The sequence below is a fragment of the Cochlodiniinecator piscidefendens genome (assembly GCF_011326755.1).
Classification (GTDB): Bacteria; Pseudomonadota; Alphaproteobacteria; order Rhodobacterales; family Rhodobacteraceae; genus Cochlodiniinecator; species Cochlodiniinecator piscidefendens.
In genome coordinates this window covers 162,161-187,951 of the sequence record NZ_JAAOIE010000003.1, presented here as the reverse complement: position 1 = coordinate 187,951, position 25,791 = coordinate 162,161, and the positions used below count along the sequence as shown (strand labels likewise).

General features: G+C 50.5%; 30 protein-coding genes, 1 tRNA gene and 1 pseudogene. 14 read left to right on the top strand and 18 right to left on the bottom strand.

Features of this window, described 5'->3' with window-relative positions:
• Positions 1-20: 20 nt before the first annotated feature.
• The 8 genes from G9C99_RS09780 to G9C99_RS09745 form a co-directional block, all read right to left on the bottom strand.
• On the bottom strand, positions 21-296 hold the full coding sequence (locus tag G9C99_RS09780) for a hypothetical protein (RefSeq protein WP_166417309.1): 276 nt from the start codon (positions 294-296) through the stop codon (positions 21-23).
• Positions 297-343: 47 nt separating this feature from the next.
• On the bottom strand, positions 344-607 hold the full coding sequence (locus tag G9C99_RS09775) for a helix-turn-helix domain-containing protein (protein WP_231704038.1): 264 nt from the start codon (positions 605-607) through the stop codon (positions 344-346).
• The gene (locus G9C99_RS09770; protein WP_166417308.1) at positions 585-1,094 is read right to left on the bottom strand and encodes a hypothetical protein; all 510 of its coding nucleotides are present in this window, start codon (positions 1,092-1,094) and stop codon (positions 585-587) included. Before G9C99_RS09770 ends, G9C99_RS09775 begins: the two co-directional genes overlap by 23 nt.
• A 316-nt stretch (positions 1,095-1,410) precedes the next feature.
• Positions 1,411-1,575 (bottom strand): hypothetical protein, encoded by a 165-nt coding sequence (locus tag G9C99_RS09765; protein ID WP_166417307.1) that lies wholly within the window; start codon positions 1,573-1,575, stop codon positions 1,411-1,413.
• On the bottom strand, positions 1,569-1,727 hold the full coding sequence (locus tag G9C99_RS18465; RefSeq protein WP_231704037.1) for a hypothetical protein: 159 nt from the start codon (positions 1,725-1,727) through the stop codon (positions 1,569-1,571). Before G9C99_RS18465 ends, G9C99_RS09765 begins: the two co-directional genes overlap by 7 nt.
• Positions 1,728-2,140: 413 nt before the next feature.
• On the bottom strand, positions 2,141-3,091 hold the full coding sequence (locus G9C99_RS09755) for a DUF3667 domain-containing protein (RefSeq protein ID WP_166417305.1): 951 nt from the start codon (positions 3,089-3,091) through the stop codon (positions 2,141-2,143).
• Between the two features lie 262 nt (positions 3,092-3,353).
• Positions 3,354-4,085, bottom strand: coding sequence for a CPBP family intramembrane glutamic endopeptidase (locus tag G9C99_RS09750; RefSeq protein ID WP_166417304.1), 732 nt, complete (start codon positions 4,083-4,085; stop codon positions 3,354-3,356).
• Between the two features lie 119 nt (positions 4,086-4,204).
• Positions 4,205-5,206: a GlxA family transcriptional regulator gene (locus G9C99_RS09745; RefSeq protein WP_166417303.1), complete on the bottom strand. Its 1,002-nt coding sequence runs from the start codon at positions 5,204-5,206 to the stop codon at positions 4,205-4,207.
• A 125-nt stretch (positions 5,207-5,331) separates the two neighbouring features.
• Here G9C99_RS09745 and G9C99_RS09740 point away from each other — a divergent pair, with 125 nt between their 5' ends.
• From G9C99_RS09740 to G9C99_RS09710, 7 genes and pseudogenes are all read left to right on the top strand, one after another.
• Positions 5,332-6,357 carry a proline racemase family protein gene (locus tag G9C99_RS09740; RefSeq protein ID WP_166417302.1) on the top strand — a complete coding sequence of 342 codons (1,026 nt, stop codon included), beginning with the start codon at positions 5,332-5,334 and terminating at the stop codon, positions 6,355-6,357.
• 50 nt (positions 6,358-6,407) lie between these two features.
• Positions 6,408-7,400, top strand: a complete 993-nt coding sequence (gene dctP, locus G9C99_RS09735; protein ID WP_166417301.1) for a TRAP transporter substrate-binding protein DctP — start codon at positions 6,408-6,410, stop codon at positions 7,398-7,400.
• A gap of 64 nt (positions 7,401-7,464) precedes the next feature.
• Entirely contained in the window at positions 7,465-7,971 is a 507-nt protein-coding gene (locus tag G9C99_RS09730; RefSeq protein ID WP_166417300.1) for a TRAP transporter small permease, read from the top strand.
• 1 nt (position 7,972) lies between these two features.
• On the top strand, positions 7,973-9,265 hold the full coding sequence (locus G9C99_RS09725; RefSeq protein WP_166417299.1) for a TRAP transporter large permease: 1,293 nt from the start codon (positions 7,973-7,975) through the stop codon (positions 9,263-9,265).
• 11 nt (positions 9,266-9,276) lie between these two features.
• Positions 9,277-10,482, top strand: coding sequence for a glycine C-acetyltransferase (locus G9C99_RS09720; protein WP_166417298.1), 1,206 nt, complete (start codon positions 9,277-9,279; stop codon positions 10,480-10,482).
• 11 nt (positions 10,483-10,493) lie between these two features.
• Positions 10,494-11,261: an SDR family NAD(P)-dependent oxidoreductase gene (locus G9C99_RS09715; RefSeq protein WP_166417297.1), complete on the top strand. Its 768-nt coding sequence runs from the start codon at positions 10,494-10,496 to the stop codon at positions 11,259-11,261.
• A gap of 90 nt (positions 11,262-11,351) precedes the next feature.
• Positions 11,352-11,528 (top strand): annotated as a pseudogene (locus G9C99_RS09710) (ATP-binding protein); the annotation flags it as partial.
• Between the two features lie 146 nt (positions 11,529-11,674).
• Here G9C99_RS09710 and G9C99_RS09705 read toward each other — a convergent pair.
• From G9C99_RS09705 to G9C99_RS09690, 4 genes are all read right to left on the bottom strand, one after another.
• Positions 11,675-11,848, bottom strand: coding sequence for a hypothetical protein (locus G9C99_RS09705; RefSeq protein WP_231704036.1), 174 nt, complete (start codon positions 11,846-11,848; stop codon positions 11,675-11,677).
• Positions 11,845-12,201 carry a MobC family plasmid mobilization relaxosome protein gene (locus tag G9C99_RS09700; protein WP_231704035.1) on the bottom strand — a complete coding sequence of 119 codons (357 nt, stop codon included), beginning with the start codon at positions 12,199-12,201 and terminating at the stop codon, positions 11,845-11,847. Before G9C99_RS09700 ends, G9C99_RS09705 begins: the two co-directional genes overlap by 4 nt.
• A gap of 325 nt (positions 12,202-12,526) precedes the next feature.
• Positions 12,527-13,108 carry a HupE/UreJ family protein gene (locus tag G9C99_RS09695; RefSeq protein WP_166417296.1) on the bottom strand — a complete coding sequence of 194 codons (582 nt, stop codon included), beginning with the start codon at positions 13,106-13,108 and terminating at the stop codon, positions 12,527-12,529.
• 106 nt (positions 13,109-13,214) lie between these two features.
• Positions 13,215-13,988: an isocitrate lyase/PEP mutase family protein gene (locus tag G9C99_RS09690; RefSeq protein WP_166417295.1), complete on the bottom strand. Its 774-nt coding sequence runs from the start codon at positions 13,986-13,988 to the stop codon at positions 13,215-13,217.
• Positions 13,989-14,220: 232 nt separating this feature from the next.
• Between G9C99_RS09690 and msrP the strand changes: the two genes are divergently transcribed.
• Together msrP and msrQ are read left to right on the top strand one after the other, a co-directional pair.
• Positions 14,221-15,144, top strand: coding sequence for a protein-methionine-sulfoxide reductase catalytic subunit MsrP (gene msrP, locus G9C99_RS09685; RefSeq protein ID WP_166417294.1), 924 nt, complete (start codon positions 14,221-14,223; stop codon positions 15,142-15,144).
• Positions 15,145-15,768 (top strand): protein-methionine-sulfoxide reductase heme-binding subunit MsrQ, encoded by a 624-nt coding sequence (gene msrQ, locus G9C99_RS09680; protein WP_166417293.1) that lies wholly within the window; start codon positions 15,145-15,147, stop codon positions 15,766-15,768.
• A gap of 42 nt (positions 15,769-15,810) precedes the next feature.
• Here the strand turns inward: msrQ and clpB are convergent, their stop codons facing one another.
• On the bottom strand, positions 15,811-18,426 hold the full coding sequence (gene clpB, locus G9C99_RS09675) for an ATP-dependent chaperone ClpB (protein WP_166417292.1): 2,616 nt from the start codon (positions 18,424-18,426) through the stop codon (positions 15,811-15,813).
• A 214-nt stretch (positions 18,427-18,640) separates the two neighbouring features.
• On the opposite strand from clpB, the gene G9C99_RS09670 reads away from it, so the two are divergent.
• Together G9C99_RS09670 and pyrF are read left to right on the top strand one after the other, a co-directional pair.
• Complete coding sequence (locus G9C99_RS09670) at positions 18,641-18,892, top strand: hypothetical protein (protein ID WP_166417291.1); 252 nt, start codon at positions 18,641-18,643, stop codon at positions 18,890-18,892.
• Positions 18,893-18,955: 63 nt separating this feature from the next.
• Complete coding sequence (gene pyrF / locus G9C99_RS09665) at positions 18,956-19,684, top strand: orotidine-5'-phosphate decarboxylase (RefSeq protein WP_166417290.1); 729 nt, start codon at positions 18,956-18,958, stop codon at positions 19,682-19,684.
• Between the two features lie 36 nt (positions 19,685-19,720).
• Here pyrF and G9C99_RS09660 read toward each other — a convergent pair whose 3' ends face one another.
• Complete coding sequence (locus G9C99_RS09660; RefSeq protein WP_166417289.1) at positions 19,721-19,987, bottom strand: NfeD family protein; 267 nt, start codon at positions 19,985-19,987, stop codon at positions 19,721-19,723.
• On the bottom strand, positions 19,987-20,880 hold the full coding sequence (locus G9C99_RS09655; protein ID WP_166417633.1) for an SPFH domain-containing protein: 894 nt from the start codon (positions 20,878-20,880) through the stop codon (positions 19,987-19,989). Before G9C99_RS09655 ends, G9C99_RS09660 begins: the two co-directional genes overlap by 1 nt.
• 133 nt (positions 20,881-21,013) lie before the next feature.
• On the opposite strand from G9C99_RS09655, the gene G9C99_RS09650 reads away from it, so the two are divergent.
• Positions 21,014-22,267, top strand: a complete 1,254-nt coding sequence (locus G9C99_RS09650; protein ID WP_166417288.1) for a DNA polymerase IV — start codon at positions 21,014-21,016, stop codon at positions 22,265-22,267.
• Here G9C99_RS09650 and G9C99_RS09645 read toward each other — a convergent pair whose 3' ends face one another.
• A complete protein-coding gene (locus G9C99_RS09645) occupies positions 22,268-23,131 on the bottom strand; it encodes an N-formylglutamate amidohydrolase (protein WP_166417287.1) in 864 nt (287 codons plus the stop codon). It lies immediately after the preceding gene.
• 147 nt (positions 23,132-23,278) lie between these two features.
• Here G9C99_RS09645 and G9C99_RS09640 point away from each other — a divergent pair.
• Positions 23,279-23,353 (top strand) — tRNA-Val (locus G9C99_RS09640).
• A gap of 70 nt (positions 23,354-23,423) precedes the next feature.
• Positions 23,424-23,549: a type B 50S ribosomal protein L36 gene (gene ykgO, locus G9C99_RS09635; protein ID WP_008282420.1), complete on the top strand. Its 126-nt coding sequence runs from the start codon at positions 23,424-23,426 to the stop codon at positions 23,547-23,549.
• 135 nt (positions 23,550-23,684) lie between these two features.
• Here the strand turns inward: ykgO and G9C99_RS09630 are convergent, their stop codons facing one another.
• Both G9C99_RS09630 and G9C99_RS09625 read right to left on the bottom strand, forming a co-directional pair.
• Positions 23,685-24,881 carry a phenylacetate--CoA ligase family protein gene (locus tag G9C99_RS09630; protein ID WP_166417286.1) on the bottom strand — a complete coding sequence of 399 codons (1,197 nt, stop codon included), beginning with the start codon at positions 24,879-24,881 and terminating at the stop codon, positions 23,685-23,687.
• Positions 24,882-24,897: 16 nt separating this feature from the next.
• Positions 24,898-25,722 (bottom strand): ABC transporter ATP-binding protein, encoded by an 825-nt coding sequence (locus tag G9C99_RS09625; RefSeq protein ID WP_166417285.1) that lies wholly within the window; start codon positions 25,720-25,722, stop codon positions 24,898-24,900.
• Between the last annotated feature and the right edge of the window lie 69 nt (positions 25,723-25,791).

The window sequence follows — 25,791 nt, the reverse complement described above, 5'->3', positions numbered from 1 at the left end:
GGAAATTGAACGTTGCCGCCTTACCGGCACCGTTTTTCTCGGTAGATTGCGTTGTATTGCTCTAAAGTACGCCCCACCAGAGCGCCGTCGATGCTGCCCAACGCCTCGTCAAGCTCGGCATCTTCGCGTTCGCGTTCTGTATCTCCCAAAACTGATCCAAAAGCCCCTGCGAGACTATCCAAATCAGCGTCAAACTGTTGTTGCTCAAGCCGTCCAATCTTTCTGGATAGTTCAGAGCAGCTTAAGTATCGCGCATCCTCCAATTCGCTTTCTGATGCGCCGCATGCCACTAACACTGATACGCCTATCAATGGAGTCAGTACGCGTATAATTCTTACCTTTTTCACTTATTTTCGTCCTCATTAGTAGAGTTGCCTTTGTTGCTCACGAGCAAATCACCTGGTTGGCAGTCAAGAAACTCACAGATTGCCTGCAGCGTAGCGAACCGTATTCCGTTCACTTTGCCCGAGCTGAGAAGGGAAAGGTTGGATTCCGTAATCCCGACGTAAGCGGCCAACTCCCGCGCAGTTTTTCGCTGTTCGGCCAGAAGTATTTTCACACGAACTTCTATTGGCATTCTCACCTCATACAATGCGTTTGTTGTCATCTTCAATTTCCTGCGCACTTCGAAGTGAAGCTGATAACGCCAGGAAAACTATCGAAAATATCAAGAGGATTAAGTCCGGCTCAAGAATCGTCCATTCAATAACTGGGAAACTTCCGTCAGAAACGTTCCACAGTAAAAGGCGAGGGACTACCCAAAACATGAAGCTGCTGCCAACCCAAAAAACAGCCAATCCAAAAGATGCTCTGCGAAGATGTTCGGCAAGATAACCAAAGCGCCGTTGGGGTTGGGGTTTAAGCAATCGGCTCATACAGAGAAAAGTCCACCCTAAAACCCCCATGACGACTGTCATCAGAACCATGCATACCAGCGCGATTCCCTGCGGCGGCCCAGCCAGATCAGCAGGTAACTCGAAAACCTCATATGCCAATCCCGGTTCGTCAAACACTGTCAGCCCCCACATCAGGCATATCGCAAACTGAAAAAACGCCCAAAATAGCAGCATGAGCAATCTAGCGAAGGTAGTCATATTCACCTCTTACATCTTTTGTGCGTCATAACATGTAATTAGTGCATGTAAAGTATTACTTTTCGTAAAACAGAAAATAGTTGCCCGATGCGCTCCCGAATATGGGCAGCAACCATCTAATCAATGCGCGAGAACTTTCTAATGATCTAATGTGGGTGGATCGATCGGATGTGTCCTATGCCCCCCCAGCCGCGCAGGAGGTCAGATAGGTGTTGCGATATCCAAGCCAAACGCTCCTGTTCGCCATCATCGGACAAGATGCGCGCCACCTGGGCCATACGCTTGGTGATCCCGGCCTTGGATCGATTTTCTGGGCTTACTTTGCCAGTTCCGAGATTGTCGCAGCCAAAAGAGCGGTAAAACCTGTTGCCAGATTTTCCGAGAGTGTCGCGGCCTCGATCTCCCCTGCATTCAGCCTTGCCAAAATGTCAGGAGCAGCATCCGCGACACGCGCCGCCCCTTTGCGTGGTGTGTTCACCATGTTTGTGCGATCTCGGTCAGTTGCGCTTTCGCGGCTGACAGGCTCTGTTCCCGATAGTCAGGACCGCCAAAATCCAAACCATCTGCATGCACGAATGTCATGTCTGTCAGCCCTATGAACCCGTAGACAGTTTGCAGCCACGGTGTTTGCATGTCGAATTCCTTGATTGGGCTGTCGTCTCCGTACACGTGCACCGCGTGCCGTGATAAAGATGGCCTTCTTCGCGCCCAATACGACTTCTCAGAAGAAAAGCTCCGCGACACCCTCGGAACCCTGCCCGAAAAAGGTCGCGTAAAATCAGTGCAAAAGCGGGAGGGTCAAAAAACAAGAAAACTCTATAAGTTCAACCAAATACCGAGATCACTGTGGGACTTCGCGTTCCTTTGTTGGGTCGAATCCAAGATTGAACTAAAGCTGTCGGGAGGAAACGATTTTGCATCGGCCTGTCGCGGCGTCGGTATCAGTGACGAAACTTACTAACATTGGCGCAGGCGGCCCTCTCGGCCGGAGACACCAACTGACTTTGTGAGCGACATCTGAATCGCGAATTGTTCGTCTTACGAACCTAGATAATTCTCAATAAAAATAGCAAAAGAAGATAACCGACAAATGAGATCGTCAATATTAGAAGAACCACAAGAAAGTAGCAAACGGCCTTTAAGTAAGACAAGTCATATGAGCCTCGAATCTGAAAAAAAAGATGCACTAGTCCAACGGCAATTATGCCTAGAAATACGGTTCCCGATGTGACTCCCAAAAGGTCCAAGACCGCTACGAACACCAAAAGCGACAACATAAATGAGAGTGAGTAGCCCGCAAAAACGGTATGCTTAAAACGAACCCTACTACGTCCGGGTAACACCAATAACATTATCGGCAAAGATATGGGGATCAGCAACCAGCTGAACTTCAGCAAGCTCCCTCGAAGACCTAATATTTTTCCCTCAGGGTCTGTTGCCCAAGACAAGCGCGCCTCTTGCAAGCGTCGGGACAGCCAGGTTTCATCAGGCTTATGTTGCTCTTCCCAGAAATCTGCAAAATCGTCAGTTGATATGATGGGAAGACCCAAGAGACGTGCGTCAACATTCCTCAATGCCAGTTGGAAACTGAAATCTTCAATTAGCGCTCTTCTGTTTTCTCCAGTCGCCTGACGAATATCGGAAATTTTCGCGCTCATGGTGGCGTCAAACCGTTCGATAGTTTGGAGTTGATTGACATTCCCACTCTGTAGATCCAACGCATCTTCAGAAGACAAACCACCAAAGAGAGGCAACATAAATAGAAGGAAAACTGCCGTCAGCAGCATCGTGATCGGAGACAAGTAGCGTGTGCGCTGTCCAGCGTAGTACCTTTTTGTCAGGGCGCCAGGATTACACCAAAGTAGCCGGTAAGTACGAAAGAAGTGTCGATCCCCACGAACCAAAGCAGGAAGTGCCTCCAACACAAAATCGCCAATAGAGTAGGACAGGACGAGTTTTTGACCACAGTTCCCGCAAAATGAGCCCTCCGACCACATCTCGCAGTCTCCACATTGAAGTCGGCTCCGATCAGAATTTGAAGCAACCATTGTCGTCAATCCATTCCCATAAATTATCATGTCTAAAACACAAACGTTCCCACGTATATGTTAGCATGTCACCGAGTTGGCGTATGTGAAAGCCGCTAGTTGACTGTAATGTGGAGATTGCGAGGAGTCAGTTTTTGGTTGACCCACCGATCACAAGCCAACGACTTAAACGACATAGGTTTGATCCAGATCGTGTCAAACCGATAACGCACTACAGCCGGTTTTTGCAAAAAAGCCACCATAGAGGAACATTGGCAAGAATGAGGAAAAAGACGAATACCGCAGTATATGACTCATCAACCTCTGCAAGTTGGCCGGAAATCGCTACAAAATCCCACTGCCAATGCATAACAATCAGCGGCCAGAGATTGTTTAGTCTGAGCGCCAAAGGCGCGGTGAACAAGCCGAAAATGAATGTAAATACCAACTGTAAGAAGGTTGCTCCGATCCCCTGGCCCCCTGCAATGTTCACCGCATGCAGAAGCGAAAACAACCCCGCACTGACCAAACACGCCACCCAGGGCTTGTGCCTTTGTAAAAAGGCACGGAGCGCAAAGCCACGAAACACCAATTCCTCAGAAAAACCCACTAGCGCGGTAGTGAATCCCACCAACAAAAATAGTTGCCACTGTGCAGAACTGAAACTTGAAAGTTGAGGAATTATTAACGACCAGCCGAACAGAATAGTCGCAAACGGAATTGCTAGCCACCACCCGTACTTTTTTTCAAGCGTTCCAAACCCCACCTGTTTCCAACTGGCATAGCGCCAAGTTGCGCCGATGGCTATCGTCGTGAGAATGATCTCGACCCACCAGAGAGTTTTCATAAGCTCTGGTGTCCCGTAATTATGCCCGGCCGAGGAAGCTAGGTACATCCCAATGCCAATCACCAGCGTATAAAGAACGACCAAACCAATAGCCACGGGCGGGGAAAAATTTCTCATGTCAACCGGGGTCCTTGCAATCTTTTGTTGGGGGAGCAGCCTTAATAGTGAAAGGGAGATAGGACCTGCGAGAAGCGGGGTCAACTTGTAGTGTCTGACGTCAGCGCCAATGGGACCACCTAACCGTCTAGAACAGACTTAGACAGTCTTTGCTTCTGATATGTTTTGGGAGACATGTGGTACGCTTTGAGAAAGACCTTTGTGAAATGCGGATGATCTGTAAACCCGGTGTCCATAGCAATCTGCGTCATACTCTTGCTTGAGTTCAGTAACATCCACCGGGCATGTTCGAGCTGCAGAGAACGCCGGAACTTTGCCGGTGTCAACTTGGTGTGGTGAACAAACAAGCGTGTAAGTTGGGAAGTGCTTATCCCAATTCCTTCAGAAATTTCTCTTAGACTCATGGGTAAGCTCAGATTTTCTCGCATGATTTCGATCGCCATGACCACACGTTTATCATTGCAATTTTCAAACTTAGTTAGGGGTGTCAAAGCCATCTCTGTTGAAGCACGAAAACGGTCAACACTCATTTCGACCAAGCCTTTTAAGGCGCGTTGACGCCCAAGTTTGCGCGAAAGTAATGTCATTGCCAGATCGATGGATGCAGTACCGCCAGGGCATGTAATCACACGATCATCTTCAACAAAAATATCACGGCTGCTGACTTGGATATTTTTGTACCGGCTGACAAAGTCACGCCGATGCCTATGATGCACTACGGCTCTGCGACCTGTAAGCAATCCTGCCTGAGCAAGGATAAAGGAGCCTGTACACAGCCCGACCACAGTACCACCGTCTGCATGGTACTTCCTCATGTATCTCAGGGTTGCAGTTGGCACCCGGTCAATATGAGGCATCAAACCGCCGATCATGACAAAGTAATCTGGTGCGGCCATTTCTCCGAAGGTCACGTCTGGGTGAATGTTTATCCCCGCACTAGACATCACCGGGTTAGCGTCAGATCCACAGATTTCCCACCTGCAATAAATTTGCCGGTTCTGATTGTCGTCATCAGCGGCATGTCGGAGCGTGTCGACAAACCCACTTAGTGCCAAGATCGGGAACGTGTGCGTTATAGCTATCCCGAAACTCACCTCCGGCGACTCTGGCAATCGATTCATGGGGTCGCCCTGATCTAAATGCAATGTGCTTACTTTGTACAATACTATGCGGGTTTTTTACAAGTTTATTCCTTCGATTTCTTCAATCGTCAGGTGAAAGCGTTGAAACAAGTTGAGGGCAGAACATGGAGCTAGGCCAGGAAATTGAATTGCTGGGTGTGCATGCAGAAGGCGAAATTGGCCGTGTAATAACAAGTGGTGCCCCAGACATTCCCGGCGACACCATGGTCGCCAAAATGAACTACATCAATGATGTTGATGACAGTCTGATGCGGGTTTGCCTGTATGAACCGCGTGGTGCGTCTCAGATGACAATCAATCTGCTCACCCAGCCTTGCCGCAAAGGTGCAGATATCGGATTTTTCCCTATGCAGGCCGACGGCGCACACGCGATGTCAGGTTCCAACACGATCTGCGTAACTACCGCCCTTCTGGAATCTGGGATCGTAGAGCCCAAGGGGCCCGAGACATTGGTAAAACTCGATACCCCAGCCGGCCTGATCGAAGCCACAGCACAGTGGAACGGGAAAAAAGTAGAAAGAGTACAGATCGACATGCCTGTCAGCTTTGTCGAACATCTGGATCACCCTCTCGAAGTTCCCGGCCTAGGTGTGATCAACGTCGATGTTGCGTTTGGCGGTTGCTACTTCGCTTTGGTTCGCGCGGAGGAACTTGGATACAACATCCAGCCGGACGAAGCGCGAGACTTGGTCGAGCTCGGCGCGAAAATCAACGCGGCAGCTCAAGAACAGATATCGGTGCAGCATCCCGAGATTCCCAGCTTTAACCGGGTTGAGTACCCAATGTTTGTAGCAGGTCGAGGCACCAGCATCCGCAATGCAACGATCATTTTTCCCGGGCGCATAGATCGATCTCCATGTGGAACCGGTACTGCCGCACGCCTTGCAGTTATGCTGGAGCGTGGAGAGATTTCGCTGAATGATGAAGTGTCTTCGCGATCGATTATCGACGGCGAATTCATCGCCAAAATCAAAGACGAGACAACTTGCGGTGATCGCAAAGCCATCCGCCCGACAGTGTCGGGCCGTGGCTGGATTTATGGACGCCACACGCTTGGCGTCCATCCAACCGACCCGTTCCCACTGGGCTACACGCTGTCGGACTGCTGGGGCGCAGAAAAGCCTCGATAACCTGAGTGCCGCTTTAGAAGCGGTTGTTCAATCAACATGGGAGGATCTTCATGACCTTTTTTTCCACTCTGAAATTCACAATGGCTACGGCTGTTATATTCGGGGCTTCAAGTGCCTTCGCTGACGAAGTACGGCTCAGGCTCGCTGGTCAGCATCCAATCGATCACAATGCAACGCGCGTGCTGATGGAAACTATTGAGCGGATCGAAAGCGCAGACGTAGGTATTGAGATCCAGCTATTTCCTGCGGGCCAACTTGGCAATGGCGAAGTGGTTTTCGAAGACACCGCTGCTGGTGTGATTGATATCGGTCACACGTTTATCTACAGCCACAACGACCCGATTTTGGAAATCAACTCGTTGCCATATCTGGTCAGCAACTACGCTGAGATGGAACAGGTCTATTCGCAGGGTTCGGCGTTCTACGAAATTTATGAAGAGCGTATCGCCGCCCAGGGTCTCAGGCTGCTGGGTGTCTATGCCGAAGGCTTCATTGGCGTTGGTTCTACAAGCGCGCCTGAGGATGCCGGCGGAGTAGGTGACAAAAATCTCAACATTCGTGTGTGGAGCGCTGAAGTCGGCCGCCTGACGGCACAGGCGATGGGCTTCAACACCACGACGATGAATTGGGGGGATGTTGTCCCCGCCATCCAGCAAGGCGTGATTGAGGGTGTTATCGGCGGAACTGCCGAATCCAACTATACGGTGTTCGGCGATGCGGTGAGCTATTTCACTCCATACAACGCCTTCGTCGAAAATACGGCCTTCTACATCAACCAAAATACTTGGGATGGGCTTTCAGAGGCGCAGCAGACCGTTCTCTCCGAAGCTTTCGCTGATGCATCCGCTGCCTCGTTCGAGCTGAGCGAAACCGTCGACAGGGAATATCTAGGTCGGTTAGGCGAAGTTGGCGTCGAATTGGTCGAAATCTCACCTGAAGAGCTTTCTTCAATTGCGGGACATGTTCGAGAGACTGTCTGGCCTGTTTTAGAAGAAAATCTCGGAAGTGAGATCCTTCAGGCAATTATGTCAGATCTGAATTGACCGTCAGATTCGACATTTGGCGAAGCCCGCACGCGGGCTTCGCCAAGAATAAAGGGGAGAAAGAATGCACATTCTAGGAAAAATAGAACGGGCAATTGCCTTTTGCTGCTGCCTGTTTCTGGCATCAGTGTTTTGTCTGGTGGTGCTCATGAGATATGTGTTTGAAACGGACCTCTTCGCCTATGAGGAATGGGTGCTGACTGTTGCCTTCCTCCTATATTTTATCGGTGGAGCACTTGCCTCACGGACAAACACGCACATTAAGGCGGACATTTTTCTGGAGTACATCCGTACCGAACGGGCAAAGAAGAGATACGAGGGCATTATTCAGCTTGTTGAGGCGGTGATTGTGGCGCTGATCGCTTGGTACGCTTCTAAGATGTTTATCAACGAATTCGCACGCTGGCCGAACATTCCGACTTCGCCCGTCTACAAAATTCCGCTGGCACTACCTCGGTTCTTTATCGTGATGGGATTCGTCCTGATGGCGCTGCATGCCTTTGTAAATGGTGTGAGAAATCTGCGCGAGGCTCGTGAAATGAAATCAGATATCGCTGCGAAGGGGAACTAATATGATTCTCGCTATTGTCTTCCTGCTTCTTTGCATTCTTTTGGTCATCGGACTTCCGGTGCCATTCGCATTTGGCGCAATTTTGCTTTATCTAGGCTGGGTTGCCGAAACTGATGTCGCCAACTTTATTTCATCCGGTCACTGGCGGATGAACAACATCGTGCTTCTCGCGATTCCACTTTTCATTCTGTCCGGTTCGATCATGAACCGGGGCAAACTGGCTGAGCCATTGGTTGAAATCGCGTCCTTGTTTTTGGGCCGCATTCGGGGCGGACTTTCCGCTGCAGCCGTTTTGGCCAGCGCTCTATTCGGATCAATCTCGGGCTCAGCAGCGGCAACACTGACCTGTATTGGCGGTGTGATGTTACCGCGTCTGCACAGGGCGAACTATCCTAAGGGATTTTCGGCAGCTTTGATCGCGCACTCAGCGCCACTCGGCCTGCTGATCCCGCCCAGTTCGATTCAAATCATCTATGCGTGGGTAACCCGTCAGTCTGTGCTGAAGTGTTTTCTGGCTACAGTTGTGCCGGGGATCATTCTGATTTGTTTGCTGTGCCTGGTGAATTTCATCATGATGCGCAACCGAAAGGAAATCGAATTAGAAGAAGCACCAGAATCATTTGTAGTCGAAGTGCGTAAGCGCACATTCTTCGCGACACCTGCCCTGCTGATGCCCGTGATTATTCTCGGTGGGATATACGGCGGCGTCATGACGCCAACAGAGGCGGCAGCTATCGGTGTTCTATACTCTATCCCCATTGGGTTTTGGGTTTATCGTGGTTTGAACTGGCATACATTCAAAGACGCCGTAGTCGAATCCGGCACCACCATCGGTGCGGTGATGGTCATGTTCTTCATGGTCATGATCGTAAGCCGCTTGCTAGTGTTCGAAGATATTCCGGGGCTGGCGCAGCAGTTCATTTTCTCGATATCGGAAAATCCGATTGTTATCCTGCTCATGATCAACGTCGTTCTCGTAATGATCGGTATGCTTATGGATGACGTGTCTGGTGTTCTATTGGCGTCCCCGCTAATGCTACCGATGGTTCGAGATCTTGGAATTGATCCCGTTCAGTTTGCCGCAATTATCGGCGTGAACCTTGGCATGGGCAACATCACTCCTCCGACCGCACCGCTCTTATATCTAGGCGCACGGGTTGGCGGCACATCCGTCAGTTCGATGATGAAACCGACACTGATCATGATCGCCTTCGCCTGGATTCCAACCCTGATCCTAACGACCTACATTCCAGAAATTTCTCTTGCACTCCCCAACTATGTGTTGGGCTACTAAGGAAACCAACCATGTCCAAAAAACTGGCTGCACAACGTTTCAAACGGGATCTCGCTGAACGCCTAGACGGTTTGAAATCCGATGGTCTCTTCAAAGTTGAACAACCTATTGCATCCGCTCAAAAAGGAGTGGTGCAACTGGAAAACGGAAAAGACTATATCAACCTCTGTGCAAACAACTATCTGGGTTTGTCAAACCACCCTGAACTGGTGACGACAGCTCAGGATGCAATCGGTGCGTTCGGGTTTGGCATGTCTTCTGTTCGCTTCATCTGCGGAACCCAGACACCGCATAAAGAACTGGAAAACCGGCTAAGCTCATTCCTTGGAATGGACGACACTATCTTGTTTCCAAGCTGCTTTGACGCAAACACCGGCCTTTTTGAGACCCTCCTCTCCCATGAGGATGCGATCATTTCGGATTCCTTGAACCACGCATCCATCATTGACGGCGTGCGGCTCTGCAAGGCGATGCGAATGCGCTATCGCAACCGTGATTTGGCTCATCTTGAAGAGCAGCTTCAGGCAAGCCAAGACTGCCGCTACCGCCTGATCGCGACAGATGGTGTGTTCTCCATGGATGGTTACATTGCGGATCTGAACGGCGTCTGTGATCTGGCGGAAAAATATGATGCAATGGTGATGGTAGATGACAGCCATGCTGTCGGTTTCATCGGTGAAAACGGTCGCGGTACGCACGAGTATTGCGATGTCATGGACCGTGTAGATATTCTGACAGGCACCCTTGGCAAAGCGCTTGGCGGCGCGTCAGGTGGCTACGTTGCCGCCAGCCAAGAGATCGTTGATTGGTTGCGGCAGCGATCCCGCCCCTACCTGTTCTCCAACACGCTTGCGCCGGTAATTACCAAAACTAGTATCAAGGTACTCGACCTGCTGAGCAACTCGTCGGAGCTGAGGGATACTCTGTGGCGCAACACCTCTCACTTCCGCACCGAAATGACAAAGCTAGGGTTTGAGCTACTTCCCGGAGAGCATCCCATTATCCCTTTGATGCTACGCGATCCAAAACTGGCTCAGGACTTTGCCGCGCTACTGCGCGAAGAAGGTGTTTACGTCGCAGCCTTCTCCTTCCCGGTTGTACCGCAGGAACAAGATCGTATTCGGACTCAAATGTCAGCAGCACACAGCATTGAAGAACTAGACCGTGCAATTGCTGCGTTTGCCAAAGTAGGTCGCGAACTCAACGTCATTAAATAGGAGAGCGGTTCATGTTCACACTCAAAGGGCACACAGCAATTGTCACAGGCGGGGCAAGTGGTATCGGATTGGCGACAGTAGAGATGTTGTCGAAGCTCGGCGCCAATATCGTGATTGCCGACTTGAATGCAGAAGCAGGAAACGCCGTAGCCAAGTCGATCAACGAAGCTGGAACAAAGGCAGTTTTCGTCGAGACAAATGTTGCAGATGCGGACAGCGTTAATGCTTTGGTCAACAAAACTCTGGAAGCGTTCGGATCTGTAGAAATCCTGATGCACTTTGCCGGAATTGGCCTGGAACAGCATGCGCTCGACACAACACGAGAAAACTGGGATCGGATTATTGGTATCAATTTGACCGGCAGCTTTCTAGTAATGCAAGCGGCGGGGCGCGAGATGGTTAAAAACGGCTATGGCCGGATCGTTGCCATGTCCTCCATCGCCGGTATCCGCGGCGGCACAGGCCGAACAGCCTATGGAGCATCAAAAGGTGGTGTTGCGGCGATGATGCGTGTGATGTCGATGGAATGGGCCAAGCGCGGAGTGACCGTAAACGCGCTTGCACCGGGCGGCATTGAGACAGCTCTAGTCAAAAAGATGCATGATGAGGAAACCCGTCGGGCGTATCTGGCGGGCATTCCCATGGATCGTTACGGGACACCCGAAGAAGTGGCCGCTGCTGCTGTCTATCTTGCCTTGCCACAATCTGGATACATTACAGGTGTAAGCCTTGCTGTTGACGGCGGCTTCGAAGCCGCTGGCGTGATCAAAGAAGACTGAATTGACAGTTCCTCCCCGCATCGCAATTGCGATGCATACGGTGCTGTCAGCCAACTTGGTTGGCAGCACCATTTTCTCAACGCACCAAGCTATCCTCGCGCAGACACCGTTATCAATTGCATGGAGTTCGGTGAATGGGTCTCCGTCTTTGGCGATGCAAAGATGCCAACCGCGCTTTTGGATCGTGTCACGCATCATTGCTCGATTATCGAAACCGGAAACACGTCCTATCGGTTCGCTCAGAGCAAAAAGACCCGGAAACAATAAACCGCAGCGCAAGCAAAGCCAGCAGACGAGCTCGCTATTTGAGGGTATCTCGCCTGCTGGCTTTGCCTCATAAAAGGTGGGTCAATTTTAAATGCACATACCGGGCCAGTTTTGAACGATCATTGACAGCCTAAGACGCCTCAAGCTCAGAGGTCTTGGGTCGCTTTGGAAATCGCATGCGCTTCATCCAACGCGCCATGCAAATCATCCGCCATGAAGCCTCGCATATCGAGCAATTCCACATGGTCATTGTCGCGCTCATTCATCAGGTGATCCGACAAATCCCGTGCACCAGCCCGTTGAGAGCCCTTGAGGATCATGATAATTTCTCCAACGCCTGCATCAACGTCACCCGCATCCAAGCGATTTCTGCAAAGGCGCGGTTCAGATCCACTTCCAATTCCGGATCAATCATCAACGTGCCCTGATTGAGATGCTTCGCGATCTGATTGAGATTGTTTGCATGTTGTGTTTGTCCCAACCGCGCCAACACCTCCGCGAGCAATTGTTGCTCGGCCACCGGAGGTCTGCGCCGCGCCCGATGTTTCGGTGCATCCTCCGCAAAAACCACTGATTTGATATAAGACGCAAGGGGCATTCCACCCGCCTGTGTTTCTAAACGCTGACGTTCGTCCTCAGTCAATCGCAGTGAAAAGGGTGCAGGACGGCTCATGGACGTGGTCCCCGCATCTTAGATGGTTGCGAAGAAAACTGGGGATCATGATCTTCATTTACCAACTTACGAAGGCAGCGCACTATCGTTTTATCGCCCGCTAACACCGCTTCCCAGCGTTCTAATTCTTCCAGTACAGACGGGCCGTCTTGTGGTTCTAGTCCTGGCGCTTCTTGTCCACCATTCAACCAAAATTTTGATATTCGATATTTGGTTAAATCAATCACCTCAAAATATAAGCTAAGCTTTAGCAAGAGCTGGTTACCTTCCCAGCTCTGCTGAATTGATTTTACTCGCGCTTACATCCGATTATGCAGCGACTTAGCTACATGGCGAACCACACCCCAACAGCGGCGGTAACACCACCCAATAAGCGTGTAATTGCCATCCCTTGATGCATCCGCGTGACTGCAAATAATCCTAGTGCAAAACATAAACCAGCAATATGCAAAAGCATCGTTGCTAAAGCGAATCCTGCTCCAAACGGAAGCACCGCAGCGGACCCAATTTCTGAACCGTGGGCATGCCCATGAAAGATTGCGATAGCAGCGACAATAAACCCAGCAGTTTCAATCGATACATTCACTGACAAAGCAACAATTCCGCCAATGGCAATGATTGAAAGCACGATAATTGGCTCTACAAAGGGTAATGGCATTCCCGCAAGCGATGTAAGAAAACCGCCGATCATTGCGACAACAAATACCGTTGGGAGCACCCAAAGTGCTTTTTGCCCCAGAATCGCAGCCCATAGTCCAACCGCTATCATCACCAACACATGATCGGGCCCGAGCAATGGATGGGTGAAACCAACCATAAACGGATTGCTGTGATCAGGGGACACATGCGCCACAGCCGGTGATGCCAAAGACATCAGTAAAACACAGAATGCAAAAAATTTCGTCATTTTCGTTCCTCACAAAGGTCAACACAGCGCCCCTAAGTGGGTCGCGCCTGTAGGCGCTTTTGCGGGAAATATTAAACCAAGGCAAGAGCCTTGGTTTGTAATATCATTAAAGGCTATTTAGGGCGTTTGATGCTTGTTGCTCAAGCCAAGCCATCATCCCGCGATAAGGAACAGGACCATAACTGATACGCGCAACACCTAACTCAGCGAGGCGCGCGTTTTCGGGCGCCCCCGGAAGCGCAATAATGTTCACCGGCAATTCGATTGCCGAACACAACCTTTCAATCATAGCTTCGTCCTTTAGGCCTGGGGCGAAGAAACCGCTTGCCCCTGCATCTTCGAATGCTTTTGCCCGAACGATTGCCTCTTCCAACATCGAACTTGTGTGGTCCTCTGGCTTTTCCTTCAAAAAAATATCGGTACGCGCATTGATAAACGCCGGAATATTTGCCGCCTCAGCCGCCCTTCGTGCGGCTTGGATACGCGTGACCTGAAGGTTAACCGGGTGTAGCCCTTCGCCACCCACGATTTGATCTTCAAAGTTAAACCCCACAACGCCTGTCGCCAAAGCCTGCGTCACGGCATCAGCAACTTTTTCGGGTTCAACGCCGTATCCCCCCTCCAAATCCATGGTGACGGGCAATTCAGTTGCATCGACGATCCGTTTCGCATTGGATAAAGCCGCAGAAAGCGGGATCTTTTCGCCATCCGTAAACCCATGGGCAAGCGCCACAGGCATGCTGCCAGTTGCCAAAGCTTTGGCACCCGCGCTTATAACCGCATTTGCACTGCCAACATCCCATATATTGTACAGAATGACCGGACTGCCTTTGACATGAAGTGCAGAAAACTGTTCAGCTTTTTGAAATTGGGTCGGCATGACATGCTCCTGTTAAATCTCTCAAAACCATAACCGAAGCAAAACGTCTTGGTAGCCCCAAAATACGCCTTGCCATCACAGGTTCGCGAGAAACCTGCTTAAAAATGAGGTGAATAACCAAAGTTTCAGAACATGCACGTTACAAGAACCCACAAGTTCGTGAGATAAGTTTGTTTGGCTTGGAAAGACTGAGGACTTAATTCAGGATCAGCACAACAAAGGAGAAAGAGATATGCGTTTTAAGCCAGACCTCACGTGGGCCGATGTCACACCGAAGGCAGATTTTTTGAATCGCCGTCAATTGATGAAGGGTGCCGCCGCCATGGGGATTGGCTCAATAGGAGGCGCGACTATGGCATCAGCCAACGCCCCTGCAAGCATATACTCAACGGATGAAGAACCCAATACGCTTGAGGAAATATCGAGCTACAACAACTTTTACGAATTCGGCACGGGAAAAGACGAACCAGCCGAACATGCATATCGGTTGACCACCTCACCGTGGACTGTTGAAATCGACGGGTTGGTTGATAATCCGGGCATGTATGACCTGAATGATATTTTATCTCAGGTGACAATCGAGGAACGTATCTACCGTTTCCGCTGCGTAGAAGCTTGGTCAATGGTCGTACCATGGAATGGGTTTGAACTGCGCCAACTTTTGGAACGTGTGGGCGTACAATCCTCAGCGAAATATGTAGCGTTTGAAACTTTGGTACGTCCGGATGAAATGCTATGGCAAAACTATGATATTTTGGAATGGCCATACCGCGAGGGACTGCGTTTAGACGAAGCGATGAACCCACTCACCATCATGGCAACGGGCCTTTATGGCGAAGAATTACCAAAACAGAACGGTGCTCCGATGCGTTTGGTTGTGCCTTGGAAATACGGATTTAAATCCATCAAATCCATTGTTAAAATTTCCCTGACTGAGGAAGAACCAGAAACCAGCTGGAACATGCAAAATGCACGTGAATATGGGTTCTACAGCAACGTAAACCCCGAAGTCAGCCACCCCCGCTGGAGCCAAGCAAGCGAGCGCCGTATTGGCGGTGGCTTTTTCGCGACCCGTCAACCAACCCAAATGTTTAACGGATACGAACAATATGTCGCCAGCATGTATGATGGCATGGACCTGTCGGAGAATTTCTAAATGCAACAAGTGAGCCAAACATGTAACGGGCTTTGCCGTGCCATACCCGTATGGGTCGTGTATTTACTGGGTTTTGCCCCGTTTGTTTGGCTTCTTATTCAATTGTTCACCTACCAATTAGGTGTCGATCCCGTCAAAGTTCTCGAACACGAGTTCGGAAAAGTTGGCCTGCAATTTATCGTAGGCGGGATCGTGATTACCCCATTGCGCAATTGGACAGGCATAAACCTTTTGAAATTCCGCCGCGCTATTGGAGTGTTAGCCTTCTTTTACGTTCTGGCACATTTATTGGTTTGGTTGGTTCTTGATATCCAATTGCTATGGGGGGAAATTTTGACCGATATTTTCAAACGCCCCTACATCACAATTGGTATGTTTGGCTTTTTAATCATGGCACCTTTGGCTTTGACATCAAACAATACATCCGTCAAAAAAATGGGCGCTATGAGTTGGCGTAAGCTACACAAGCTTACTTATCTGGCGGCTCCGGCAGCGGCAATTCACTATGTCATGGTTGTCAAAGGCTGGCAGATCGAACCGTTGATTTATTTGGCCATTGTCGGTGTCTTGTTGATCGCGCGAATAAAGCTAAAGCAGCGGAACCGTTCAGCAGCCCGCGTCTAAGTCACAAAAGGCCCGCCCAGCAATCTGGACGGGCCTTTATCTTTAATGAATGACCGCTTCTTCAGGTGGTTTGCGATCCGAGGCAGAAACGCGATCCCCTACGATCAAACCGTCGGCCCCCGCATGCACGGGGATTAGATCCCCGTCCATCACTTCGCCAGACAAGATCATTTCAGCAAGCCGATCTTGAAGAGCCCGCTGGATCACGCGCTTCAGTGGACGCGCCCCAAAAACCGGATCGTATCCTTCATCCGCGAGCCAGGTCATCGCGCTTTCATCTAGTTGCAACTCAATGTTGCGCCCCGCCAAACGTTTCGCCAAACGGTTCAACTGGATTGTCACGATGCCATCCATATCTGGACGACTGAGACGATCAAAGATAATCGTTTCATCCAAGCGGTTCAGAAACTCAGGTCTGAAATGGGCACGAACAGCATCCATAACATCGCGTTTTGCATCAGCTACATCTGCACCCTCAGGCAATTGGCTTAAGGATTGCGCCCCCAAGTTGGACGTCAGAATGATCAACGTTTGTTTAAAATCTACCGTGCGCCCCTGACCATCGGTCAACTGACCATCATCCAAGACCTGCAACAAAACATTGAACACATCAGGATGCGCTTTCTCGACTTCATCGAATAAGACAACCTGATAGGGCCGACGCCGCACGGCCTCGGTTAAAACTCCGCCTTCGTCATATCCAACGTACCCCGGAGGCGCGCCAATCAATCGCGACACTGCATGCTTTTCCATGAACTCAGACATATCGATGCGCACCATCGCGCCGTCATCATCAAACAGGAACTCCGCAACGGCTTTGGTTAGCTCCGTCTTCCCTACGCCTGTTGGCCCAAGGAATAAAAAACTACCCAAAGGACGGTTTTCGTCGTTCAGCCCAGCGCGTGCGCGTCTTACAGCATTGGATAGTGCACGCACCGGCGATTGCTGCCCTATAACACGTTTGCCCAGTTCGTCTTCCATGCGCAAGAGCTTCTCGCGTTCACCCTCCAGCATCCGAGAGGTCGGAATACCAGTCCAGCGCTCAACCACCTGAGCTATTTGCTCAGGACGCACAGCCTCAGAGACCATTTTGGCATCTTCGATCTTTTCCGCTTCGGACAGTTGTTTCTCCAGCTCAGGGATCACGCCGTAGGACAACTCCCCTGCACGTGCGAGATTACCTTCGCGTTTGGCGATATCGAGGTCGGCGCGCGCACGTTCAAGTTTTTCTTTTACATCTCGCGCATTCGCAAGCTTGTCGCGTTCTGACTGCCACTGCGCCGTCATTTCGGCCGAGCGCTCCATCAGTTCGGCTAGATCCTTTTCAAGTTTTTGCAACCGGTCTTTAGATGCATCGTCATCCTCAAGCCGCAGCGCTTCGGCCTCGATCTGCTTTTGCAAAATATCACGATCCAAAGCGTCCAGCTCTTCTGGTTTGCTGTCGACTTCCATGCGCAAACGCGACGCGGCCTCATCCATCAGGTCAATAGCCTTATCTGGCAAAAAGCGATCCGTAATATAACGATGGCTTAGCGTAGCAGCCGACACTAAGGCGGAGTCGCTGATCCGCACCCCATGGTGAAGTTCATATTTTTCTTTAATGCCACGCAAGATGGAAACCGTATCTTCGACTGTCGGCTCTTCGACCACAACCGGTTGGAAACGGCGCGCTAGAGCTGCGTCTTTTTCAACGTGCTTACGGTATTCGTCCAGCGTTGTAGCCCCAACACAATGCAATTCACCCCGCGCAAGGGCAGGCTTCAGAAGGTTTGACGCATCCATCGCGCCATCTGCTTTGCCAGCCCCGACAAGCGTATGCATTTCGTCTATAAACAGAACGATTTCACCCGCAGCAGCGGTCACTTCGTTCAGCACAGCTTTCAGGCGTTCTTCGAACTCGCCGCGATATTTTGCGCCAGCAATAAGCGCGCCCATATCAAGTGAAAGCAATTTTTTGTTATGCAAAGATTCTGGCACATCACCGTTCACAATGCGCAGCGCCAAGCCCTCAGCGATCGCTGTCTTACCCACGCCAGGTTCACCAATGAGAACAGGATTATTTTTTGTCCTGCGCGACAAGACCTGCATTGCACGGCGAATTTCTTCGTCGCGACCAATAATCGGATCAATTTTGCCTTCTTCGGCGGCCTCCGTCAGGTCGCGCGCATATTTTTTCAACGCGTCATAGCCTTCTTCCGCACTCGCGGTATCGGCGGTGCGCCCTTTACGAATATCATTAATCGCACCATTCAATTTTTGCGCACTCAGCCCTCCAGCATCCAAGGCATCTTTTGCTTTGGATTTCACCACTGCAAGGGCAGTCAACAACCGCTCAACGGGAACAAAGCTATCCCCAGCTTTTTTGGCCAGTTTTTCTGCTTCACCCAATACTTTGGAGGTTTGCCCATCCAAGTAAATCTGCGCAGAATCCCCACTCACTTGTGGTATTTTGCTCAATGCGAGATCAGTAGCCTCGACCACACGCGCAGGCTCGCCCCCTGCCCGTTTAATCAGGTTGCTCGCAAGTCCTTGCTCATCATCTAACAACGCTTTGAGCAGATGCTCAGGGCTGAGGCGTTGGTGGTTTTCACGCTGCGCAATGGTTTGGGCCGCTTGCAAAAAGCCGCGCGACCGCTCTGTGAACTTTTCCATGTCCATCATCGTTCTCCTATCAAAGCGTTCCCGTCGTCACTGCCCAATCTTAGGCACAGTGCATTGGAAACCTTACTCAATAATTTGGTGGGTTAGCGAAAGAGTTCAAGTCCTAACTGTGTGAAAATCCGCCCATGCTAAATTTCCAGTGAATTTCCCCCTGATACACAACCGAACGACACACTAAATTAGCAATAACCAAGTATGAGTAGGTTTTAGTATGCAGCATATCGTTGAAACTATCCAAATCGAAATCACACAAACGTTGCCGTCTCGGTTGCACGGGCACGTGTGTTTTTGCTTTTCGGACGGATCAAGAACCGGGTTTATGTGCAATGTTCCACTCACCAATGATCCTAAGGCCGATCATTACGCGCTGGAGGCCGAAGGTCTGCGCCAATTACAGCGCATGCCGGAATATAGATCAGGGCAAACAACACTGATTGTTACCTCAAAACTCATGGCGTCATAACGCTGCCAACTTGCCCTTTTTACAATTCATCGTTAAACCGCAGCGACCTCCACTTCAAAGGATATGCTGATGTCGCTTGCTGATGACCGCTTGATCGTCGCCATGGATGTACCCAATGCCATTGCTGGACTGAAACTCGCGCAAGAATTGGGGGATGCGGTTTCATTTTATAAAATCGGCCTCGGGATGTTGACCGGCGGCGGCTTAGCGCTCGCAAATGAGCTTAAGGCTGAACTAGGTAAGAAAATTTTCCTCGATATGAAATTGTTCGACATCGGCGCAACCGTGGAAAATGCGGTGCGTGGGTTGGCACAGTTTGATTTGGATTTTCTCACCGTGCACGGTGACCCCTATGTTGTTCGTGCCGCCCAAGAAGGCAAAGGCGATAAGGGTCTGAAAATCCTAGCCGTTACTATTTTGACATCACTCGAACGTGCGGATCTGGATGGCGCTCTTATCAAAGAAGGGGCCGTGAAAGATTTGGTTCTAGAACGCGCTGGCAACGCCTTTCACGCCGGCGCTGATGGTGTCATAGCCTCTCCGCAAGAGGCGGCTCTCATTCGTGCTCTGCCTGAAGCCGAAGGAAAATTGATCGTCACCCCCGGTGTACGCCCGGCTGGGGCTGATCTAGGCGATCAAAAACGCGTCGCAACCCCCGCAAATGCTATCCGTGATGGCGTGGATCATATCGTGGTGGGCCGCCCTATATGGCAGGCAGAGAACCCTCGTACCGCCGCTGAGGCAATTTTGGCTGAACTGAAATCACCGCAAGCAGCACAACCCAATCACTAACAATGTAATGGCGGGGCCTTCCCCGCCATTTTCATATCAGTCGTTAATATCGGTATCCCAAACTTTGACCTGAGTTCGATTGACCCCGACAATACGCCGGACAATGATCCACGCGATCAATGAGGCTACAGCAAAAACAACCAGTGTAACCGGAAGCGTCAAAGGCACTCCGAACGCGAACAGGATCGCCACGACCCCTGCCCCAATTGCAAATCCCAATAGGATTGTTCCCGGTATCAATATTTCAAGTATTCCGAGTACGAGCGCCGCCGCCGCCCAAACCCACCAAAGAGTCCAAAGCATTATTTTCCTCCCTTCAGCATTTTGAACGCATCCCCAAATACATCAAGAGCGTTTGCCGGAAGCAATACGGTTTGTTTACCTTCACCTTGCCCAACAGCAACCAGGGCTTCGACTTGCTTAAGCGCAACCTGATACTGTGCTGCTTCGATACCATTTTCCTTAATAGCCGCCGCAACAACCTGCGTTGCATAAGCCTCAGCGTCAGCGCCGATGCGTCGCGCTTTGGCCAATTGTTCCGCTGCATACAACTCTGCTTCAGCGTTTAGCTCAACAGCGCGTTTGGTGCCTTCGGCTTCGGTGACTTGGGCGCGACGGGCACGTTCAGCGTTCAATTGCTGCAACATTGCATCGCGTGTAGCCTGATCCAGATTAACGTCCAAAATTTCAGCACGTGTAACTTCGATTCCCCAATCATCCACGGCGTCAGCAACTTGGGTTTTGATCCGAGAAATCAGATGCTGGCGGTTTGATTGAACCTCATCCAGTTCCATTTCACCGATACCTGAACGCACGATACCTGCGACAGTTGTGGCGATTGCGGCATCCACATCGCGAATTCGGTAAACTGTCTTTTCTGGCTCGATAATGCGGTAGAAAACACTGGTTTCAACCTGAACCAGAACATTGTCAGAGGTGATTGCATCCTGATGCGCTGTTGGCAGCTGGCGCTCAAGTACTGAAATTTTATGGCGTACGCGGTCCAAAAACGGGATCACAAAGTTGATCCCTGGCCCAAGAACAGAACGGAGTCGGCCAAAGCGTTCGACCACAAACTTTTCGGATTGCGGCACAATGCGCACCCCGAGAAAGATGCTGATAATAATAAAAGCAGCCAAAAGCAACAGGACGAGATTCCCGTTGAGGATGGTATCAATCAATTGTTCTAAAGTCATATTATCACTTTCTGGTTTTATACTCTTCATTTAGGCCTCATGGCTTGACCTTTAAAGGCGCACAAGTTGAAAACTGGTCTTGCTATCCCCCTGATGGATTGTCTCTTAGCACGTTGCAACGTATTTTAGCACAATGCCAAGCCTATGCCGCGATTGTCTTAAAGAAACCTTGCCTGCCGTGCGTTGCCCGCACTGCCGCAGTCCGCGTGTTTTGTCACATCCGGAACTGATGTCGCTGACTATCGCGCATATGGATTGTGACGCCTTTTATGCTTCGGTTGAAAAACGAGACAACCCTGAACTGCAAGACAAACCCCTCATTATCGGCGGTGGTAAACGTGGGGTGGTTTCAACTGCTTGCTATATTGCGCGCCTAAAAGGCGTCCGGTCAGCTATGCCTATGTTTCAAGCCCTAAAGAAATGCCCCGAAGCCGTCGTTCTTCCCCCTCGCATGAGCGCCTATGTTGAAGTGTCAAAGCAAGTTCGGGCGATGATGGATGAACTCACCCCAGATGTTGAACCCCTCTCTCTTGATGAAGCGTTTATGGATCTGGGCGGCACCCAAAAACTACACGGTGCACCGCCAGCTGTTATGTTGGCCCGGCTTGTTAAACGCATGAAAGACGAAATAGGCATCACCGGGTCAATTGGCTTGAGTCACAATAAGTTCCTCGCCAAAGTCGCATCAGATCTTGATAAACCGCGAGGTTTTTCGATTATCGGTGCACACGACACAGCCGATTTTCTAGAGAACAAACCCGTGCGATTGATTTGGGGAATTGGCCCAGCAGCCCAAGAGAGTTTGGAGAAAGCCGGCATACGCACGTTTTCCGATTTGCTACGATGGGATCAAGACGACCTGATCGCGCGATTTGGCCCGATGGGGTTTCGGCTTTGGCATTTGGCACGTGGCCAAGATAAAAGACGCGTCTCTGCAAACACGCCTGTAAAAAGCATCTCAAAAGAAACCACCTTTTCCGACGACATCACAGATCGCGCTGTTCTGGATGGGTACATCTGGCGACTGTCTGAACAGGTTTCGGATGTGGCCAAGGCCCGTGACATTGCCGGACGCGTTGTGACGTTAAAGCTAAAGCGTGCCAACTTTACCGCCTTATCCCGGCGCATTAGTCTGCGCGACGCGACGCAAATGACTGACAAAATTTATCGCACCGCCCGTGATCTCATGAAACAAGTATCCGAAGACAGTGCATTTCGTTTGATCGGCGTTGGAATAAGCGACCTTATTCCCGCCGACAATGCCGACCGCTCCGGCGATCTACTGGATCCAGATGCAGCGAAACGTGCAGACGTCGAACGCGCAGCAGATTCTATTCGGCAGAAGTTTGGCAAAGGCGCGATCAGTAAAGGAAGATCACTTCGATAGCTATTCTGCCGCCAAAGGTACGCTGGCCCCGCGGCCCATTTCAGCGATTTCTTCCGTAACACGCCGCATCAATTGACGGAAATCTCCAAAATTTTCGTTCGGTTCAATCTTTTCCTCATTCAGATACAAAGCCCGATCAATTTCGATCTGAATTGCATGCTGCCTTTTGTGAGGGCGCCCGTAATGCTGGCTAACATAAGCACCAGCGAAAGGCGTGTTTCGCGCAACCTGCAATCCGGCATGTTGAAAAATTTGTTCAACCCGGTCCATCAATTCCTCACCCGCTGCCGCACCATATCGATCACCAAGCACCACCTCAGGCGTGTAACGAACGGATTTATTGCGCATACTGATGGCCTCATGCGGCATTGAATGGCAATCAATCAAAATTGCTTTTCCAAATTGCCGCAAATTATCCTGCAACACGCCCTCTAATGCAGCGTGATAGGGTCGCCAGATTGTTTCTATTCTGTCCTTCACTTCGGACATCGACAGCTTTCCCCGGTAAATTGCGCGGCTGTTTGCAACAACTCGGGGAATCACACCAAGCCCAGAAGCGATGCGCGGGTTTATGATGTTACGAGAGGCGCCCTCGATCAATGCGGGATCAAGTTCTTCTTCAGCGCGATTCAAATCCAAATATGCCCGAGGCGCAGTCGCGGTTAAAAAAACAGCACCGCATTTGGGCGCAGAATCAAAAAGCAAATCGACAAAGGCATCTTCAGAAGAACGCAAAGCCAGCTCATTCAACACTGAACGCCTTTTGAACGTCCATGGGTAGTTGCGCCCACTATGCGGCGATGCAAACACCACTGAAGTGGTTCTTTTGGCAGGTTCCAGAATCTCATAAGCGCGCATAAACATTCACCAATTGCTTTTCTTGACTATAATCGAAAATGAAACTGTCAAAAGCCCTTGATCCCTTCTTCGACTCCTTTTATAGAACCCCTCACAGACGCGGCCCTTTCCGCGTTCCTTTTATTAGGGACTTAGGGCTAAGTAGGTCAGATTGGGCGATTAGCTCAGCGGTAGAGCACTTCGTTGACATCGAAGGGGTCACAAGTTCGATCCTTGTATCGCCCACCATCTGACTTCCCCATGAGGGGGCTATAAAGTTAACCCAGGCGCCCGCGCGCCGCGACATGAGGAGAAGGCTATGAAAGTCCGGAACTCGCTCCGTTCGCTCAAGAACCGTCATCGCGATTGCCGCGTTGTTCGCCGTAAAGGTCGTGTTTATGTGATCAACAAAACACAACCTCGCTTTAAAGCCCGTCAAGGCTAATTAGCGTCAGAGCATAATACGAAAAAGCCGCCTTTCGAGGCGGTTTTTTTGTGCCTATTAAAATATTTTGACAAAAAAATGCGCCAGCCTCGAAAGACCAGCGCATAAAGTTCGCCCACTCACTGGACTTGGGGATTAATCATAGGTGCGTTGATCGTCGATGACCTTCCCGTCATTTGGCAAACCACCCGGAGCGACAAACTCAATCTTGCCCTTCAACTTTAATAGTTGCACCACACTGGCCTCAAGCGTTTCAGTATTGGCCTCGCTCGCTTCGACCTGCACCGTCATCATATCCATTTCGCCCTCACGTCGTGCAATGACACGTGCTTTTTGAACCTGCCCATTTTGGGCAACAAAATCGGCAACCTGTTCAGGCCTCACAAACATACCTTTGATTTTGGTTGTTTGGTCGGCACGCCCCATCCACCCCTTGATACGCATGTTCGTACGTCCACAAGCGCTTTGCCCCGGTAAAACTGCGGATAAATCACCTGTCGCAAATCGGATGAGCGGATAGTCGGGATTCAGGGTCGTCACCACAACTTCGCCAACTTCACCGGGCGGGACCGGGATACCAGTACCGGGCGTTACGATTTCAACGATCACACCTTCATCAATAATCATCCCATCCATCGCCGATGTCTCATATGCGATATTTCCCAGATCAGCCGTCGCATAGCATTGAAGACATGCAATCCCGCGATCTGCATATTCCTGTCGCAGTGATGGGAATAGCGCTCCGCCCCCAACAGCAGCTTTAGTTATCTTCAATTCGGTTCCCGAGGAATCAGCATGATCCAAAATCACCTTTAGATAATCTGGCGTCCCGGCATAGGCCGTGGTTCCGATATCTTTGGCCGCGCGCACTTGTAGCTCAGTTTGCCCAGTACCCGCGGGCAATACCGAGGCACCCACAGCGCGAGCACCATTTTCAAAGATCATTCCAGCTGGCGTTAGATGGTAGCCAAAACAGTTTTGCACAATATCATCTTCGCCGATACCACAGGCATGTAAAAACCGCCCCATGCGCCACCAATCGTGACTAACACCGCCCGGCTCATAAATCGGGCCTGGGGATTGAAAAATATGGGCCGGCTTCTTTACTCCAAAGCCTCCGAAAGGTGGATTTTCTGCCTGCCATTTACTAAGGTCTGATTTCCGAAGAACCGGATACTGCGCCAAGTCAGATAGTGTCGAGAGATCCGGACCTCGAAGCTGACAAGCCCCTTCTACAGCACGAGCGTGGCGAATTTGTGTTTGCAACGCCTCCAACTGGGATGCTTCGCGTTCGTCCGCCGAACGGCATTCTAGTGTATCAAAATAGGTCATATCAGTTCCTCGACCCTTAACTCAACCACCGCTTGCGGCGGCGATAAGATCGTACATCACGAAAGCTTTTGCGCCCGTCATCTGACATACCAAGGTAAAACTCTTTTACATCTGGGTTTTCGCGTAGATCAGCAGCAAGGCCATCCATCACCACACGACCAGATTCTAAAATGTATCCGTAATGCGCAAACCGTAGGGCGACGTTGGTGTTTTGTTCAGCCAAAAGGAATGTAACGCCTTCCCCTTCGTTCACAGATTTTACAATCTCAAAAATTTGCTCAACCAACTGCGGTGCCAAACCCATTGATGGTTCATCGAGCAAAATGCACTCCGGTCGAGACATCAAAGCCCGCCCAATTGCGCACATTTGCTGCTCCCCTCCGGATGTGTATCCCGCTTGGGATTTGCGACGTTCTTTTAGACGGGGGAAATAGTTGTAAACCATCTCAAGATCGGCTTCGATCGCGCCCTTACCATCGCGCCGGGTATATGCACCTGACAGAAGGTTGTCCTCGATTGATAAGTGTTCAAAACAGTGGCGGCCTTCCATCACTTGGATGACGCCCTTGCGAACCAACTCAGCGGGATTCAAATCTTGAATCTCAGCGCCTTTGTAAGAAATCGCACCTTTGGTTACTTCACCGCGTTCTGAATGCAGAAGGTTTGAAATCGCCTTAAGTGTCGTGGTTTTACCCGCGCCGTTCCCGCCCAATAACGCGGTAATCCCGCCTTTCGGGACAGAGAGGCTCACGCCTTTGAGAACAAGGATCACGTGGTTATAGATCACCTCGATATTATTGACCTCGAGAAGCGTTTCTTCGGTCTTGGCGGCGTCGAACATGGTCATTGTCCCATAGAATTAGTCAGTAAAGGTTCCGGCAAAACACTTGCCGGAACCCATTTCGATCCG

Bases quoted from the DNA above. Each gene is read 5' to 3' on its own strand.
- G9C99_RS09775 (WP_231704038.1), bottom strand. From the start codon at position 607: ATGACAACAAACGCATTGTATGAGGTGAGAATGCCAATAGAAGTTCGT.
- G9C99_RS09770 (WP_166417308.1), bottom strand. From the start codon at position 1,094: ATGACTACCTTCGCTAGATTGCTCATGCTGCTATTTTGGGCGTTTTTT.
- G9C99_RS09765 (WP_166417307.1), bottom strand. From the start codon at position 1,575: ATGGTGAACACACCACGCAAAGGGGCGGCGCGTGTCGCGGATGCTGCT.
- G9C99_RS18465 (WP_231704037.1), bottom strand. From the start codon at position 1,727: ATGCAAACACCGTGGCTGCAAACTGTCTACGGGTTCATAGGGCTGACA.
- G9C99_RS09755 (WP_166417305.1), bottom strand. From the start codon at position 3,091: ATGTGGTCGGAGGGCTCATTTTGCGGGAACTGTGGTCAAAAACTCGTC.
- G9C99_RS09750 (WP_166417304.1), bottom strand. From the start codon at position 4,085: ATGAGAAATTTTTCCCCGCCCGTGGCTATTGGTTTGGTCGTTCTTTAT.
- G9C99_RS09745 (WP_166417303.1), bottom strand. From the start codon at position 5,206: ATGAATCGATTGCCAGAGTCGCCGGAGGTGAGTTTCGGGATAGCTATA.
- G9C99_RS09740 (WP_166417302.1), top strand. From the start codon at position 5,332: ATGGAGCTAGGCCAGGAAATTGAATTGCTGGGTGTGCATGCAGAAGGC.
- dctP (WP_166417301.1), top strand. From the start codon at position 6,408: ATGACCTTTTTTTCCACTCTGAAATTCACAATGGCTACGGCTGTTATA.
- G9C99_RS09730 (WP_166417300.1), top strand. From the start codon at position 7,465: ATGCACATTCTAGGAAAAATAGAACGGGCAATTGCCTTTTGCTGCTGC.
- G9C99_RS09725 (WP_166417299.1), top strand. From the start codon at position 7,973: ATGATTCTCGCTATTGTCTTCCTGCTTCTTTGCATTCTTTTGGTCATC.
- G9C99_RS09720 (WP_166417298.1), top strand. From the start codon at position 9,277: ATGTCCAAAAAACTGGCTGCACAACGTTTCAAACGGGATCTCGCTGAA.
- G9C99_RS09715 (WP_166417297.1), top strand. From the start codon at position 10,494: ATGTTCACACTCAAAGGGCACACAGCAATTGTCACAGGCGGGGCAAGT.
- G9C99_RS09705 (WP_231704036.1), bottom strand. From the start codon at position 11,848: ATGATCCTCAAGGGCTCTCAACGGGCTGGTGCACGGGATTTGTCGGAT.
- G9C99_RS09700 (WP_231704035.1), bottom strand. From the start codon at position 12,201: ATGAGCCGTCCTGCACCCTTTTCACTGCGATTGACTGAGGACGAACGT.
- G9C99_RS09695 (WP_166417296.1), bottom strand. From the start codon at position 13,108: ATGACGAAATTTTTTGCATTCTGTGTTTTACTGATGTCTTTGGCATCA.
- G9C99_RS09690 (WP_166417295.1), bottom strand. From the start codon at position 13,988: ATGCCGACCCAATTTCAAAAAGCTGAACAGTTTTCTGCACTTCATGTC.
- msrP (WP_166417294.1), top strand. From the start codon at position 14,221: ATGCGTTTTAAGCCAGACCTCACGTGGGCCGATGTCACACCGAAGGCA.
- msrQ (WP_166417293.1), top strand. From the start codon at position 15,145: ATGCAACAAGTGAGCCAAACATGTAACGGGCTTTGCCGTGCCATACCC.
- clpB (WP_166417292.1), bottom strand. From the start codon at position 18,426: ATGGACATGGAAAAGTTCACAGAGCGGTCGCGCGGCTTTTTGCAAGCG.
- G9C99_RS09670 (WP_166417291.1), top strand. From the start codon at position 18,641: ATGCAGCATATCGTTGAAACTATCCAAATCGAAATCACACAAACGTTG.
- pyrF (WP_166417290.1), top strand. From the start codon at position 18,956: ATGCTGATGTCGCTTGCTGATGACCGCTTGATCGTCGCCATGGATGTA.
- G9C99_RS09660 (WP_166417289.1), bottom strand. From the start codon at position 19,987: ATGCTTTGGACTCTTTGGTGGGTTTGGGCGGCGGCGGCGCTCGTACTC.
- G9C99_RS09655 (WP_166417633.1), bottom strand. From the start codon at position 20,880: ATGACTTTAGAACAATTGATTGATACCATCCTCAACGGGAATCTCGTC.
- G9C99_RS09650 (WP_166417288.1), top strand. From the start codon at position 21,014: ATGCCAAGCCTATGCCGCGATTGTCTTAAAGAAACCTTGCCTGCCGTG.
- G9C99_RS09645 (WP_166417287.1), bottom strand. From the start codon at position 23,131: ATGTTTATGCGCGCTTATGAGATTCTGGAACCTGCCAAAAGAACCACT.
- ykgO (WP_008282420.1), top strand. From the start codon at position 23,424: ATGAAAGTCCGGAACTCGCTCCGTTCGCTCAAGAACCGTCATCGCGAT.
- G9C99_RS09630 (WP_166417286.1), bottom strand. From the start codon at position 24,881: ATGACCTATTTTGATACACTAGAATGCCGTTCGGCGGACGAACGCGAA.
- G9C99_RS09625 (WP_166417285.1), bottom strand. From the start codon at position 25,722: ATGTTCGACGCCGCCAAGACCGAAGAAACGCTTCTCGAGGTCAATAAT.